The following is a 14,650-nucleotide window of genomic DNA, read 5'->3' as shown; positions in this document are numbered from 1 at the left end:
GATTGATCAGACGTCGCGGCCGCCTCGCGCGTTCCACCACTTGGTCAACTCGTCAACCGCCTCGTCATGGCTCAACGGCCCGCGGTCCAGTCGCAGCTCCTTCAGATACCGCCACGCCTCCCCCACTTCGGGGCCTGCGGGTATGCCGAGGATCTTCATGATCTCGTTGCCGTCGAGGTCGGGCCGCACCCGCGCGAGATCCTCCTTGGCGGCCAACTCCTCGATGCGGCGCTCCAGGTTGTCGTAGTTGGCCTGTAGCCGCGCCGCGCGCCGCTTGTTGCGGGTGGTGCAGTCGGCGCGCACCAGCTTGTGCAGCCTGGAAAGCAGCGGACCCGCGTCGGTGACGTATCGGCGCACCGCCGAGTCGGTCCACTTGCCGTCGCCGTATCCGTGGAAGCGCAGGTGCAGGTACACCAGCTGGGACACGTCGTCGACCATCTGCTTGGAGTAGCGCAGCGCCCGCATCCGCTTGCGCACCATCTTGGCGCCGACGACCTCGTGGTGGTGGAAGCTGACGCCTCCGTCGGCCTCGTGCTTGCGGGTGGCCGGCTTGCCGATGTCGTGCAGCAGCGCCGCCCACCGCAGCACCAGATCCGGCCCGTCATCCTCGAGGGCGATAGCTTGCCGCAAGACCGTCAGCGAATGCCAGTAGACGTCCTTGTGCTGATGATGTTCGTCGATGGCCATCCGCATACCGCCCACCTCGGGCAGCACCACGTCGCCGAGACCGGTCTGCACCATCAGATCGATGCCCGCGACCGGGTCGGCCCCGAGCAGCAGCTTGTCCAGTTCCGCGGCGACGCGCTCGACCGTGATGCGGCTCAATTGCGGCGCCATCTCGAGCAATGCGGTCAGCACCCGCGGCGCGACGGTGAAGCCGAGTTGCGAGACGAACCGCGCGGCCCGCAGCATCCGCAGCGGGTCGTCGCCGAAGGACACCTCCGGTCGCGAGGGGGTGTCGAGCACCTTGTCCCTGAGCGCCGCCAAACCGCCGAGGGGATCGAGGAATTCGGCGGGCCCGGTCGGCGTGATGCGCACGGCCATCGCGTTGACGGTGAAGTCGCGGCGAACCAGATCGTCCTCGAGTCGGTCGCCGAACCGCACCTCCGGGTTGCGCGACACCTGATCGTAGGAGTCGGCGCGAAACGTGGTCAGTTCCAGCCGCAGGCCGTTCTTGCCGACGCCGAGGGTGCCGAACTCGATGCCGGTGTCCCATAGCGCGTCGGCCCACGAGCGGAGCAACTTCTGCATCTGCTCGGGCCGCGCGTCGGTGGTGAAATCCAGGTCGCTGTCGAGCCGACCCAACAGCGCATCGCGCACGCTGCCGCCGACGAGATACAACTCGTGGCCGGCGTCAGCGAAGATTGCGCCCAGTTCGCTCAGCAGTGCGCTGTGGCGGTTCAACGCCTTGGCGGCGCCGGCCAGCAGTTCGGCATCAGCAGCAGATTCGGGCACGTTCGATAACCCTAATCTGACGGTGCCACAGGCCGCGAATGTGCAACGGGTCAGTCACGACCGGTGAGTGCGGCGGGGCCGAAACTTCATGGCAGCTACCATCGCTTAGGTGTCGGACGGCGAGCAGGCCAAACCACGACGGCGCCGGGGGAGGCGCCGCGGCCGACGCGCGGCAGGCCCGCCCGAATCGACCGAACACCGCAACGCCAAAGCACTGTCGAGTAAGCAGGATCAGACCAACGGTCAGGCCAAACCGCAGAAATCCCGTCCGCGCCGGCCCACCGACCGGCTGCGCACCGTGCACGAAACCTCGGCGGGCGGGCTGGTGATCGACGGCATCGATGGCCCGAAGGAGACCCAGGTCGCGGCGCTGATCGGGCGCATCGACCGGCGGGGCCGCATGCTGTGGTCACTGCCCAAGGGCCACATCGAACTGGGTGAGACCGCAGAACAGACCGCTATCCGGGAAGTCGCCGAGGAGACCGGTATCCAGGGCAGCGTGCTGGCCGCGCTCGGCAGCATCGACTACTGGTTCGTCACCGAGGGGCGCCGCGTGCACAAGACCGTGCACCACTATTTGATGCGGTTCCTCGGCGGTGAACTGTCCGACGAAGACGTCGAGGTCAGCGAGGTGGCGTGGGTGCCGCTGCGGGAGTTGCCCTCGCGGCTGGCCTACGCCGACGAACGACGGCTCGCCGAGGTCGCCGGTGAGCTGATCGACAAGTTGCATGCGGATGGGCCAGCCGCATTGCCGCCACTGCCGCGGACCTCACCGCGCAGGCGCGCCCAGACGCACTCGCACACCCGCAACCGCCGTCCCGACGAACAGCCATCTCGCCGGACGAACGGGTGCGGACAAGGGCCGTGACAGTGGTGCTGGCGCGACTGCTCGCCGCCCTGGCGCTGCTGACGCTCATCGCCAGCCCGATCGCATTCCCGCGCGCCGCCGCGGCTGAGCCGGGCGCGGCGCCGTTCCTTCAGATCCGCATCGACCGCATCACCCCCGAGGTCGTCACCACCACCAGCGAGCCGTTGGTCACCGTCACCGGATCGGTCGCCAATGTCGGCGATCGGCCGGTCCGCGATGTGGTGGTGCGCCTCGAGCACGCCGCCGCGGTGACCTCGTCGGCCGGGCTGCGCACCAATCTGACGGGCAACGTCGACCAATACGAACCCGTCGCCGATTTCATCACGCTGGCGCCGGAATTGGTTCGCGGACAAGCTGTTCCGTTCACACTGAGCTATCCACTGCGGTCCGCGGAGCTGCCGTCGCTGCAGATCGACAAACCCGGCGTGTACCCGGTCATGGTCAACGTCAACGGCACCCCCGACTACGGCGAACCCGCCCGGCTCGACGACGCCCGCTTCCTGCTTCCTGTGCTCGGCGTTCCGCCCGAGCCCGCCGCCGAGACCCCGGCCGACGCGGTGACGGCGGTGGTGCCACCCGACACCTCCAAACCGGTCCGGTTGACCATGTTCTGGCCGTTGGCCGACAAGCCCCGGCTGGCCGCGGGCGCGCCAGGCGGCACCACACCGGTGCGGTTGATCGACGACGACCTCGCGACGTCGCTGGCGCCCGGCGGGCGGCTGGACATCCTGCTGTCGGCCGTCGAGTTCGCCACCAGCCCGCCCGTCGACCCCGGCGGCGAGGTGCGCAACGCCATGTGCCTTGCCGTCGACCCCGATCTGCTGGTCACCGTCAACGCGATGACGGGCGGCTACGTCGTCAACGACGCACCGGACGCGGGCCCCGGCACGCCGACGCATCCCGGCGCAGGCCAGGCGGCCGCGGTCGCGTGGCTCAACCGGCTCAAGGCGCTGGCCCAGCGCATGTGCGTGGCGTCGACCACCTATGCGCAGGCCGACCTCGACGCACTCCAGCGGGTCGACGACCCAGGCCTGAGCACGATCGCCACCAAGGGCGCCGCCGACATCGTCGATCAGATCCTCGGCGTCGCCACGACGCGCGGCGCGACGCTCGTTGGCGACGGACCGCTGACCCGGCCCGCCGTCGAGTTGCTTTCAGCGCAGGGCCCGACCGTCGCGATCGGCGCGGCCAACAGCCCCGCGCAAGACTCCGCCACCGGCGAGCCCTCGACAGCCGACGTGCAGCCGGTGCGGTACACCCCTCAAGTGGCCGTCGCGCCGTTCGACCCGATGGTCGGGGCCGCACTCGCTGGAGCCGGGACGGATCCGGCGTCGCCGTCGTATCTCGATCCGTCGCTTGACATTCCGGTCAAGCACGACTCGCAGGTGGCCCGCCGCCAGGACGCGCTGGGTTCCCTGTTGTGGCGTGGTCTTCACCCCGACACCGAACCGCGCTCCCAACTGCTGACCCCGCCGCTGACGTGGAACCTGTCCCCCGACGACGCGCAGGCGATCCTCACCGCCGTCGCATCGGCCATCCACGCCGGCCTGGCGGTGCCGCGGCCGTTGACGGCGGTGATCAGCGAGACCAACACCATCGCCCCCGACGACCTCGCCCCGATGCCCGACGGTGACCTCGGCAATCCGCGCGGCCGGTTCGACGACGGTGTCGTCTCGGGCATCGCCGCCGCGACCGGGCGGCTGTGGGGGTTGACGGGCGCCTTGACCACCGACGAGCGCACCGGGCTGACCGGCCCGCAGTACACGGCGCCGCTGCGGGAGGACCTGCTGCGGGCGCTGAGCCAGTCGGTGCCGCCGGATGCCCGCAACGGGCTGGCGCAGCAGCGGCTGACGACCGTCGGCCGCACCGTCGACGACCTGTTCGGGGCGGTCACGATCGTCAACCCCGGCGGCTCCTACACCCTGGCCACCGAGCACAGTCCGCTGCCGCTGGCGCTGCGCAACGACCTGCCGGTGCCGATCCGGGTCCGGCTGCAGATCGACGCGCCGCCCGGGATGACGGTGACCGATATGGGCGAGATCGTGCTGCCGCCCGGCTTCCTGCCCCTGAAGGTGCCGATCGAGGTGCACTTCACCCAGCGCGTCGCGGTGGACGTCGCGCTGCGCACCGCCGACGGCCTGCCGCTTGGTGAGCCGGTGCGGCTCTCGGTGCACTCCAACGCCTACGGCAAGGTGCTGTTCTTCATCACGCTGACCGGCGGGGCGGTGCTGGCGCTGCTGGTCAGCCGCCGGCTGTGGCACCGGTGGCGGGGTCAACCCGACCGCGCCGACCTCGACCGGCCCGATCCGATCGACGTCGCGATCGCCTATACCGACGACGTCGACGAATCGCCGCCGCCCGCGGTCAGCCGCTCCTCGGGTGGGGACACGTGAGCACCATCGGCGGCCCCCGCCCGCCGCAGCCCCCCCCGTTCAACAAGGTGCCGCCGCGGCACTCCCCGCCGCGGGCCCCTGCCTACCCGCCGCCGCGCAGGCCGCCACCGCAGCGGTTGCCGCGCGGGCCCGCCCCGCGACGGCGGGCAGGCCGCCCTGAGCTGTCCGACGCCGCGGTGGTGTCCCGGTCGTGGGGCATGGCGTTCGCGACGCTGGTCAGCCGGATCACCGGCTTCACCCGCATCGTGCTGTTGGCCGCGATCCTCGGTGCGGCGCTGTCGTCGGCCTTCTCGGTGGCCAATCAGCTGCCCAACCTGATCGCCGCGCTGGTGCTCGAGGCGACGTTCACGGCCATCTTCGTTCCCGTGCTGGCGCGCGCCGAGCGCGACGACCCCGACGGCGGCACCGCCTTTGTCAGGCGACTCGTCACGCTGGCCACCGCGCTGCTGGTGGTCGTCACCGTGCTCTCGGTGGCCGCCGCTCCCCTGCTGGTCCGGCTGATGCTGGGCAGCGACCCTCAAGTCAACCGGTCGCTGACGACGGCGTTCGCCTATCTGCTGCTGCCGCAGGTGCTGTTCTACGGGTTGTCGTCGGTGTTCATGGCGATCCTGAACACCCGCAACGTGTTTGGGCCGCCCGCGTGGGCGCCGGTGGTCAACAACGTCGTGGCAATCGCCACGCTGGGCCTGTACGTCCTTGTGCCCGGCGAACTTTCGCTGGATCCCGTCGAGATGGGCAACGCCAAACTGCTGGTGCTCGGGATCGGTACGACGCTCGGGGTGTTCGCGCAGACGGCCGTGCTGTTGGTCGCCATTCGACAGGAACGCATCAGCCTGCGCCCGCTGTGGGGCATCGACGCGCGGCTGAAGAAGTTCGGCACCATGGCCTCGGCCATGGTGCTGTACGTGCTGATCAGCCAGATCGGCTTGATCGTCGGCAACCAGATCGCCAGTGAGGCGGCGGCTTCCGGCCCGGCCATCTACAACTACACCTGGCTGGTGCTGATGCTGCCGTTCGGCATGATCGGCGTGACCGTGCTGACGGTGGTGATGCCCCGGTTGAGCCGTAACGCCGCCGCCGACGACATCCCCGCGGTGCTCGCCGATCTGTCGCTGGCCACCCGGCTCACCATGGTGACCCTGATCCCGATTGTCGCGATCATGACTGTCGGCGGACCCGCGATCGGCACCGCGTTGTTCGCCTACGGCAACTTCGGTGAGACCGACGCCGGCTATCTCGGCATGGCGATCACCTTGAGCGCGTTCACGCTGATTCCGTATGCCCTTGTGCTGCTTGCGCTTCGGGTGTTCTACGCCCGTGAGCAACCGTGGACACCGATCATCTTGATCGTCGTGATCACCACGGTGAAGATCGTGGCCTCGCTGCTGGCCCCCCACCTGACCGACGACCGCGAACTGGTGGCCGGCTATCTGGGCCTGGCCAACGGGCTTGGCTTCCTGGCCGGTGCCACGGTCGGCTACTTCCTGTTGCGCGCCAGCCTGCACGCGCCCGGCGGCAGACTGATCAGCCTCGCGGTGGTGCGGACCATCCTCGTCACGATCACCGCATCGTTGGTCGCCGGCCTGATCGCGCACATCGTCGATCAGCTTCTCGGGCTCGAATCGCTGACCCGCAACTGGGGCGGCGGCGGATCGCTGCTGCGGTTGACGGTGCTCGGCGTGATCATGGTGCCGATCATCGTCGGCGTGATGTTGGCCGCCCGGGTGCCCGACGCACAGGCCGCGCTGGCGGCCGTTCGGCGCCGCCTCGGCAGGGGCGGCGGACCCGCGCCTGGCGGTCAGGGCGGGGTAGCCGCACCGCAGGTGGCCCCGCCCGACCGGCCACGCCCAGGTGGCCCCCTCACGTACGCTGATCAGAGGAATTCGTTCGCGTCACGCCATCGTCAGTTCCCGGCGGCGGCCCGGCGCGAACCCCCGGCCAACGTTGCCGGTGACTGGCTCAGGAAGGGACCCGCGGTGACCGACGACCAAGCGACCGGCGCCGCCCCCGGTACTGACGGCACCGCCACGACGAAGATCCCGCGCCCGCCGGCCCCGGATTCGGCGCCCGCTGAGGACTTCGCGCCGGACGTGCCCGCCGAACCCGCCGAGACCCCCGCGCACGAGACAGCCGAGGCGAACGGCACGGCGCCGATGCCGATGTCCGGTCGCCCACCCGCCGACTACGGCGGCGATCCCACCCGCGAGGCCATGTCGTTCGCTCCCCCGCGGGAGCCCGCGATCGAATCCGCGACCTCCGACGAGGACGTCCACCTGATCCCCGGCGCGTCCATCGCCGGCGGTCGGTACCGGCTGTTGGTGTTCCACGGCGGCCCGCCGAACCTGCAGTTCTGGCAGGCGCTGGACACGGCGCTGGACCGGCAGGTGGCACTGACGTTCGTCGACCCCGATGCCACGCTGCCCGACGACCAGTTGCAGGAGATCCTGTCGCGGACGATGAAGCTGAGCCGTCTGGACATGCCGGGCGTCGCGCGGGTGCTCGACGTCACGAGCACCGGGTCCGGCGGTCTGGTGGTGTCCGAGTGGATCCGCGGCGGGTCGCTGGCCGAGGTCGCCGAGACGTCGCCGTCACCGATCGGCGGGGCGCGGGCGATCCAGTCGCTGGCCGCCGCGGCCGAGGCCGCACACCGGTCCGGTGTCGCGCTGTCGATCGACCATCCCAGCCGGATCCGGGTCAGCATCGAGGGCGATGTGGCGCTGGCCTTCCCCGCGACGCTGCCCGACGCGACTCCCGAGGACGACATCCGCGGCATCGGCGCCGCGCTCTACGCGCTGCTGGTGAACCGCTGGCCGCTGGCCGAGTCCGGGGTCCGCAGCGGATTGGCCAATGCGGACGTCGACGCCGCGGGCCAACCCGTCGAACCGCGCGCGGTCGACCGCGACATCCCGTTCCAGATCTCCGCGGCGGCGGCGCGCGCGGTGCAGGAAGGCGGCGGCATCCGCAGCGCGCCGACCCTGTTGAACCTCCTTCAGCAGGCCACCGCCGTCGCCGACCGCACCGAACTGATCGAACCGGTCGACGAGCCCACCGCCGCACCACCGGCCCGGTATCGCGGCGCCCCCGCCGACGACCCGGAGTCCGCGCGGCGACGGCGCAAGGGACTGCTGATCGGGTTGGGGGTCGGCGGCGCCATCATCGTGGTCGCGTTGGTGGTGCTCGCGTCGGTGTTGAGCCGGATATTCGGCGACGTCGGCGGCGGCCTCGGCGGCGACCAACTGGGCCTGAACGCGCCGACCACCTCGGCGCAAGCCAACGGCGGCGCCTCCACCGGTAGCGTCGTGAAACCCGTTCGGGTGACGGTGTTTTCGCCGGAGGGTGAGGCCGATGCACCCGATGAGGCCGGTAAGGCCATCGACGGTAACCCGGCGACGGCATGGCCGATCGACACCTACACCGACCCGGTCCCGTTCCCGAACTTCAAGAACGGTGTCGGATTGATGCTGCAACTGCCGCAGCCCACCAAGCTCGGCGAGGTCACCATCGACCTGGACAGCACCGGCACCGCGGTGCAGATCCGCGCGTCCCAGACACCCACCCCCGCATCGCTGGACGACACCACGGTGCTCGTGGGAGCCACCACGCTCAAGCCGGGGTCGAACACGATCAAGGTGGACAACCCGACACCGACCTCCAACGTGTTGGTCTGGGTGTCGACACTGGGCCAGGTCGACGGCAAGAGTCGCTCGGACATCGCCGAGATCACGCTCAAAGCCGCGTCCTAGCGTTCATCCCCAGCCCACCAAACTTGTGTCGGGAGCGACCTCCGGCGCCGTTTAGTGTTCGGCTGTGGGGAGTGTCGGGGGAATCGACCGGTCGGACAAGGAACTGCTGGCGGCGCATATCGCCGGTGACCGCTACGCGTTCGAGGAACTGTTCTACCGGCACCACCGCCAGTTGTACCGGCTGGCGCAGATGACCAGCCGGGATCCCGAGGACGCCGCCGACGCGCTGCAGGACGCGATGCTCAAGGCACACCGCAACGCGCCGTCCTTCCGGAACGATTCCTCCGTCGGCAGCTGGTTGTACCGCATCGTGCTGAACGCATGCCTGGACCGGTTGCGCCGCAACAGGACTCACGCCGCTACGACGTTGGACACCGACGCCTGCCACATCGGGGACCCGACACCGCGGGTGGACACCACGATCGTGATCGAGCGAGCGCTGATGCGGTTGCCCGTTGAGCAGCGCGCCGCAGTCGTCGCGGTCGACATGCAGGGCTACTCGGTGGCCGAAACCGCACGCATGCTCGGCATCGCCGAAGGCACCGTGAAGAGCCGATGCTCGCGGGGCAGGGCGAAGCTGGCCGAGACGCTCGCTTACCTACGGAACCGGGACGGCCGCGCCACCGTCTAACCGTGCGTGGTGGAGACTGGCTTGCGTCAGGGCGGGACACAACCGGCGGGGGCAGCGATGGACGACGAGCAGGCGCCGCTCAGTCTCCAGTTGCTGGCCGACCTGCAGGCCGGCCTCCTCGATGACGACACCGCCGCCGAGCTGCGCAGGCGGGTCCGCGACGACCCCGACGCCGCCGCCCTGCTGGCCTCCCTCGACCAGGTTCGCACCGACCTCCCCGACCTGGGCCGCGACGACGCCTCGGCGCCCGAGGTGCCCGCGGCGGTGACGGCCCGCATCGGCGCCGCGCTGCGCACACAGGGTCACGCCCCGGCCCATTCGGCCCGGCAGGCGCCGCGGTGGCAGCTCGTCGCGCTGGTGGCCGGGGTCGGCGCGGCGCTCGTCGGCGTCGTCGTCGGCGCGCTGATGTTGTCGCGCCCGCAGGCACCGACATGGTCGACGGGGCCGACCGCTGAACGCATCACGGTGTCGCGGCCTGCCACCGAACTGCCGCTGCCCAGCCCGCAGATCACCGCGCTGCTGACCCAGGCCCCGGATTGGGGGCCGCTCGCCGACCCCGGCAGGCGGGCGGCTTGTCTGTCCGGACTCGGCTACGCCGCCACCACCCCGGTGCTCGGCGCGCGGCCCGTCGACATGGACGGCCGACCGGGGATTTTGATGCTGCTGCCTGCCGATTCGCCCGGCAAGGTGCTGGCGCTGGTCGTCGCGCCCGATTGCACCGCCGGGCACACCGGGTTGCTGGCCAACACCCTGCTCGCGCGGCCGTAATCTGTCCTGCGAGCCGCGGGGAACACCGGGGCATACGCTGGTGTTTGTATCCGTGCCGACGTGATACGGCAGAAAGGTTCGCATGACCTCCTCATCCACCGTCCATGACGTGATCATCATCGGCTCGGGCCCGGCCGGTTACACGGCGGCCATCTACGCGGCCCGCGCCCAACTCAAACCGCTGGTGTTCGAAGGCACCCAGTTCGGCGGTGCGCTGATGACCACCACCGAGGTGGAGAACTACCCCGGCTTCCGCGACGGCATCACCGGACCGGAGCTGATGGACGAGATGCGCGAGCAGGCGCTGCGCTTCGGGGCGGACCTGCGGATGGAAGACGTCGACGCGGTGTCGCTGAACGGGCCGGTCAAATCGGTCACCGTCGGTGACGAGACCCACTACGCGCGCGCCGTGATTCTCGCGATGGGTGCCGCTGCCCGGCACCTCGGCGTGACCGGCGAAGAGGCGCTCATCGGCCTGGGTGTCAGCACCTGCGCCACCTGCGACGGCTTCTTCTTTAGAGACCAGGACATCGCGGTGGTCGGCGGCGGCGACTCGGCGATGGAGGAAGCCACCTTCCTGACCCGGTTCGCCCGCAGCGTCACGCTGATCCACCGCCGCGAGGAGTTCCGCGCCTCCAAGATCATGCTGGAACGCGCCAAGGCCAACGAGAAGATCCGCTTCCTCACCAACACCGCGGTCACCGAGGTCGAGGGCGACCCGAAGGTGTCAGGGGTGCGGCTGCGCAACACGGTCACCGGCGAAGAGTCCAAGCTCGCCGTCACCGGCGTGTTCGTCGCGATCGGTCACGATCCCCGCTCGGAGTTGGTGCGCGGGCAAGTCGACCTCGACGCGGAGGGCTATGTCCTCACCAAGGGTCGCACCACCAGCACCTCGGTGGACGGGGTATTCGCCGCGGGCGACCTCGTCGACCACACCTACCGCCAAGCCATCACCGCCGCGGGCACCGGCTGTTCGGCGGCCATCGACGCCGAGCGTTGGCTCGCCGAAAACGGTTCTGCCACAACCGATGACAACACTGATCTGATTGGAGCCCCAATATGACCGAGAAGACGTCCGCCACCGTCGCCGTAACCGACGACTCGTTCTCCGATGACGTGCTGACCAGCAGCACGCCTGTGCTCGTCGACTTCTGGGCCACCTGGTGCGGACCGTGCAAGATGGTCGCTCCGGTGCTCGAGGAGATCGCGAACGAGAAGGCTGGTGCGCTCAAGGTGGCCAAGATCGACGTCGACGCCAATCCCGCCACCGCCCGCGACTTCCAGGTGGTCTCGATCCCGACGATGATCCTGTTCAAGGACGGCGCCGCGGTGAAGCGCATCGTCGGCGCGAAAGGCAAGGCCGCGCTGCTGCGCGAGCTCGCTGACGTGGTCTAACGGGGCCAATCGCGGACCTGACACCCGCCTGGGGTTTTCTCCAAACGGGGAACCGTCTGCGACAATGCTGCGTAGCCAGTCTTTGCGTCGTCAGCGCCTTTTGGCCTGACAGTCCGACTGCTGGTGAGCCGGTCGGGGAAGGGTCGAGTATGTCGAGTCTGCGTCACGGTGACCGCGGGGGTGCGGTCACCGAGATCCGGGCAGCACTAGCAGCGTTGGGCATGCTCGAAAACCCCGATGAGGATTTGACCACCGGTAGACATGTCGCGCTGGATCTGTTCGACGACGACCTCGACCACGCCGTGCGCGCCTTCCAACAACATCGCGGACTGCTCGTCGACGGCATCGTCGGCGAAGCGACTTTCCGTGCGCTGAAAGAAGCTTCGTACCGGTTGGGCGCCCGCACGCTCAATCATCAGTTCGGCGCGCCGATGTACGGCGACGACGTGGCGACCTTGCAGGCCCGGTTGCAGGACCTCGGCTTCTACACGGGTCTGGTCGACGGGCACTTCGGCCTGCAGACCCACAACGCGCTGATGTCGTATCAGCGCGAATACGGCCTCTACCCCGACGGGATCTGCGGCCCAGAGACGTTGCGCTCCTTGTACTTTCTGGGTTCACGCGTCACCGGTGGCTCGCCGCACGCGATCCGCGAGGAAGAGCTTGTCCGCCGCTCAGGACCGCGGCTGTCCGGTAAGCGCATCATCATCGACCCGGGCCGCGGCGGGAACGACCACGGCCTGATCATGAGCGGCCCGGCCGGCCCGATCAGCGAAGCAGACATCCTGTGGGACTTGGCAAGCCGGCTCGAGGGCCGGATGACCGCCATCGGCATGGAGACCTTCCTGTCGCGTCCGGTGAACCGCGCACCCTCCGACGTGGAGCGGGCGGCGACGGCCAACACCGTCGGTGCTGATCTGATGATCAGCCTGCGTTGCGCCACCCAGCCGAGCCCGAATGCCAACGGCGTCGCGTCTTTCCATTTCGGTAATTCGCACGGCTCGGTGTCCACGATCGGCCGGATGCTTGCCGACTTCATTCAGCGAGAAGTGGTGGCGCGCACCGGATTACGCGACTGCCGCACCCACGGCCGGACCTGGGATCTGCTGCGGCTGACCCGGATGCCCACCGTGCAGGTGGACGTCGGCTACATCACGAACCCACGCGACCGCGCCATGCTGGTACAGGCGCAGGCCCGCGACGCACTCGCCGAAGGCATCCTCGCCGCGGTCAAGCGGCTGTATCTGCTCGGCAAGAATGACCGTCCCACAGGCACTTTCACGTTCGCCGAACTGCTGGCCCACGAATTGTCGGTCGAGCAGGCGGGCCGCGTCAGCCCCAGCTGAGTCCTAAACGCAGGGTCCGGCACCCGCACCGACGGGCTGCTGCAACTGCGCAGACTCCAGCAGCCGCTCCAGCGCCGCCTCGACGTCGGCCTTCCAGCCCAGCCCCTGCTCGAGTTCGAGCCGCAACCGCGGGAAGTAGCGGTGATGGCTGACGACGACGAAACCCGCGTCCTGCAGCAGATCGGCCTCCAGCACGCACTGCTCCACCGAGCAGTCGCCGAGCACCTCGACGACGGGGCGCAACTCCGGTGACACCGCGCGGGGATCCGACAGTTCGGCCACTTCGGCGGTGTGCCCGAACGCCTCGAGGGCGCGCACGCCGCGGCGAACCAGATCCCCCACCACCGAGGCGATCAGGTGACGCGACAAGCCGTCGGTGTCCTGACCGGATTCGACCCCCAGCGAGGTGAGCAGTACCGCGTCGGCACTGACCGGACCGGTCGGGAATCGACGTGCCCGCGGCACCGCGCGCGGCGGCGCGTAGAACGCGTAGCCAAGGCACGGGCTGTCCTCGGGCGGCAGCGGCATGTCGTGGTCGGGGTCGTCGACCTCGCTGTCGCGGCAGTGCACGGCCAACTGACCGCATGACCCCCACTCCAGCATGACCATCGACAGCCACGCTTCCTTCTCGAACTCGGGGTCGCTGAGGTGGTCGTCGGCCGCCGGAGCCGATTGGTCGGCGACGTTTCGCCCCGGAGCCGAGTGGTCGGCGACGTTTCGCCTCAGGGTGGACGGATCCACCTCCCAGTACACGCATCGGCGTGCGTGCTTGGGCAGCTGCTCGAACGCTTCGAGCCGCAGAGGCGTGATTCGCGCTGCCACTAAACTCCCCGAGTTCTACGCGGTGCTGACTTGCACGGCTGCCACTCCAGGATAGAAGCCCGCGGCGTCGGCGGCCTCTTTTCGCCAGGTTCGTTCACCGGTCGGCGCCCTCGGCTCGAATCGCGTTGTTGCACATGACTTTTCCTTCGGGAGCGGCGATCCGGCCAGCGGCCGCCGCGGTCAGTGTCACAGTGACGTAATTACGCCGTGTGATGGGTCAGCGGGTGGTCGAGTTCATCAAGTCGACAATCCGCTGCAAATCCTCGACGGAGCCGAACTCGACGACGATCTTGCCCTTGCGTTTGCCAAGACTGACTGTGACACGGGTATCGAACGCCGTCGACAGCTTCTCGGCAACGTCCTGCAGGCCGGGCATCTGAATCGGCTTGCGGCGCGGCGCGGTCGGCGTGGGCGCGGCCTCGCGGTTCGCCAGCGTGACCGCTTCCTCGGTCGCACGCACCGACAACCCCTCGGCGACGATCCGCGCCGCCAGTTCCTCCTGCTGCTCCGGCCCGCCTTCGAGCGACAACAGCGCGCGGGCGTGTCCGGCAGAAAGCACGCCGGCGGCCACCCGCCGCTGCACCGCGATGGGCAGCCGCAGCAGCCGGATCATGTTGGAGATCAGCGGGCGGGACCGGCCGATGCGGGCGGCGAGTTCGTCGTGGGTGACGCCGAACTCGTCGAGCAGCTGCTGATAGGCCGCCGCCTCCTCCAACGGGTTGAGCTGGACGCGGTGGATGTTCTCCAGCAGGGCGTCGCGCAGCATGCTGTCGTCGCCGGTTTCGCGGACGATCGCCGGGATGGTCGCCAGGCCGGCCTCCTGCGCGGCGCGCCAGCGCCGCTCCCCCATCACCAACTGGTAGCGCGGCGATCCCGGTACGGCGCGGACCACGATCGGCTGCATGAGACCGAACTCGCGGATCGAGTGCACCAGTTCGGCGAGCGCCTCCTCGTCGAACACCTGCCGCGGCTGGCGCGGGTTCGGGTCGATGGCCGACGGGTCGATCTCGCGGTACACCGCCCCGACGTCACCGACCGGTGCGCCGTTGGGGCCCGCGGCCGACGGTCCGCCGATCACCACGTCGGCCGCGGCGTCGCCCATCCGCGGGCCCAACGACGACGGGTCGCCGTCGGCTGGCCCGGTCGGAATCAGGGAGGCCAGTCCCCGGCCGAGACCGCTTCGCTTACGTGCCGGTTGAGTCATCGGTGCAATCTCCTCTTTCACACGA

General features: G+C 69.5%; 11 protein-coding genes. 8 read left to right on the top strand and 3 right to left on the bottom strand.

Annotation, left to right across the window (positions count from 1 at the left end; all coding sequences use genetic code 11):
* Positions 1 to 6: 6 nt before the first annotated feature.
* On the bottom strand, positions 7 to 1,455 hold the full coding sequence (locus C1A30_RS24815; RefSeq protein ID WP_101950983.1) for a CCA tRNA nucleotidyltransferase: 1,449 nt from the start codon (positions 1,453 to 1,455) through the stop codon (positions 7 to 9).
* A gap of 109 nt (positions 1,456 to 1,564) precedes the next feature.
* Here C1A30_RS24815 and C1A30_RS24810 point away from each other — a divergent pair, with 109 nt between their 5' ends.
* The 8 genes from C1A30_RS24810 to C1A30_RS24775 all read left to right on the top strand — a co-directional run bounded on the left by C1A30_RS24810 (position 1,565) and on the right by C1A30_RS24775 (position 12,599).
* On the top strand, positions 1,565 to 2,323 hold the full coding sequence (locus tag C1A30_RS24810) for an NUDIX hydrolase (RefSeq protein ID WP_101950982.1): 759 nt from the start codon (positions 1,565 to 1,567) through the stop codon (positions 2,321 to 2,323).
* A complete protein-coding gene (locus C1A30_RS24805; RefSeq protein ID WP_101950981.1) occupies positions 2,320 to 4,716 on the top strand; it encodes a DUF6049 family protein in 2,397 nt (798 codons plus the stop codon). The genes C1A30_RS24810 and C1A30_RS24805 overlap by 4 nt, the downstream gene beginning before the upstream one ends.
* A 47-nt stretch (positions 4,717 to 4,763) precedes the next feature.
* A complete protein-coding gene (gene murJ / locus C1A30_RS24800; protein WP_101952860.1) occupies positions 4,764 to 8,459 on the top strand; it encodes a murein biosynthesis integral membrane protein MurJ in 3,696 nt (1,231 codons plus the stop codon).
* A 64-nt stretch (positions 8,460 to 8,523) separates the two neighbouring features.
* Positions 8,524 to 9,090, top strand: coding sequence for an RNA polymerase sigma factor SigM (sigM, locus tag C1A30_RS24795; protein ID WP_101950980.1), 567 nt, complete (start codon positions 8,524 to 8,526; stop codon positions 9,088 to 9,090).
* Positions 9,091 to 9,096: 6 nt separating this feature from the next.
* Positions 9,097 to 9,858, top strand: a complete 762-nt coding sequence (locus C1A30_RS24790) for a hypothetical protein (protein WP_369974178.1) — start codon at positions 9,097 to 9,099, stop codon at positions 9,856 to 9,858.
* 82 nt (positions 9,859 to 9,940) lie between these two features.
* On the top strand, positions 9,941 to 10,921 hold the full coding sequence (trxB, locus tag C1A30_RS24785; RefSeq protein ID WP_101950978.1) for a thioredoxin-disulfide reductase: 981 nt from the start codon (positions 9,941 to 9,943) through the stop codon (positions 10,919 to 10,921).
* Positions 10,918 to 11,253, top strand: a complete 336-nt coding sequence (gene trxA / locus C1A30_RS24780) for a thioredoxin (protein WP_101950977.1) — start codon at positions 10,918 to 10,920, stop codon at positions 11,251 to 11,253. The genes trxB and trxA overlap by 4 nt, the downstream gene beginning before the upstream one ends.
* 149 nt (positions 11,254 to 11,402) lie before the next feature.
* Positions 11,403 to 12,599 carry an N-acetylmuramoyl-L-alanine amidase gene (locus C1A30_RS24775; protein ID WP_101950976.1) on the top strand — a complete coding sequence of 399 codons (1,197 nt, stop codon included), beginning with the start codon at positions 11,403 to 11,405 and terminating at the stop codon, positions 12,597 to 12,599.
* A gap of 3 nt (positions 12,600 to 12,602) precedes the next feature.
* On the opposite strand, the gene C1A30_RS24770 is transcribed toward C1A30_RS24775, so the two are convergent.
* Both C1A30_RS24770 and C1A30_RS24765 read right to left on the bottom strand, forming a co-directional pair.
* Positions 12,603 to 13,421 (bottom strand): acetyltransferase, encoded by an 819-nt coding sequence (locus C1A30_RS24770; protein WP_101950975.1) that lies wholly within the window; start codon positions 13,419 to 13,421, stop codon positions 12,603 to 12,605.
* A gap of 217 nt (positions 13,422 to 13,638) precedes the next feature.
* Positions 13,639 to 14,625, bottom strand: a complete 987-nt coding sequence (locus C1A30_RS24765; RefSeq protein ID WP_101950974.1) for a ParB/RepB/Spo0J family partition protein — start codon at positions 14,623 to 14,625, stop codon at positions 13,639 to 13,641.
* Between the last annotated feature and the right edge of the window lie 25 nt (positions 14,626 to 14,650).

Origin of the sequence: Mycobacterium sp. 3519A (assembly GCF_900240945.1) — a bacterium.
Classification (GTDB): Bacteria; Actinomycetota; Actinomycetes; order Mycobacteriales; family Mycobacteriaceae; genus Mycobacterium.
Note: the sequence above shows the minus strand (reverse complement) of the source record. Positions and strands in the feature narration are given on the sequence as shown.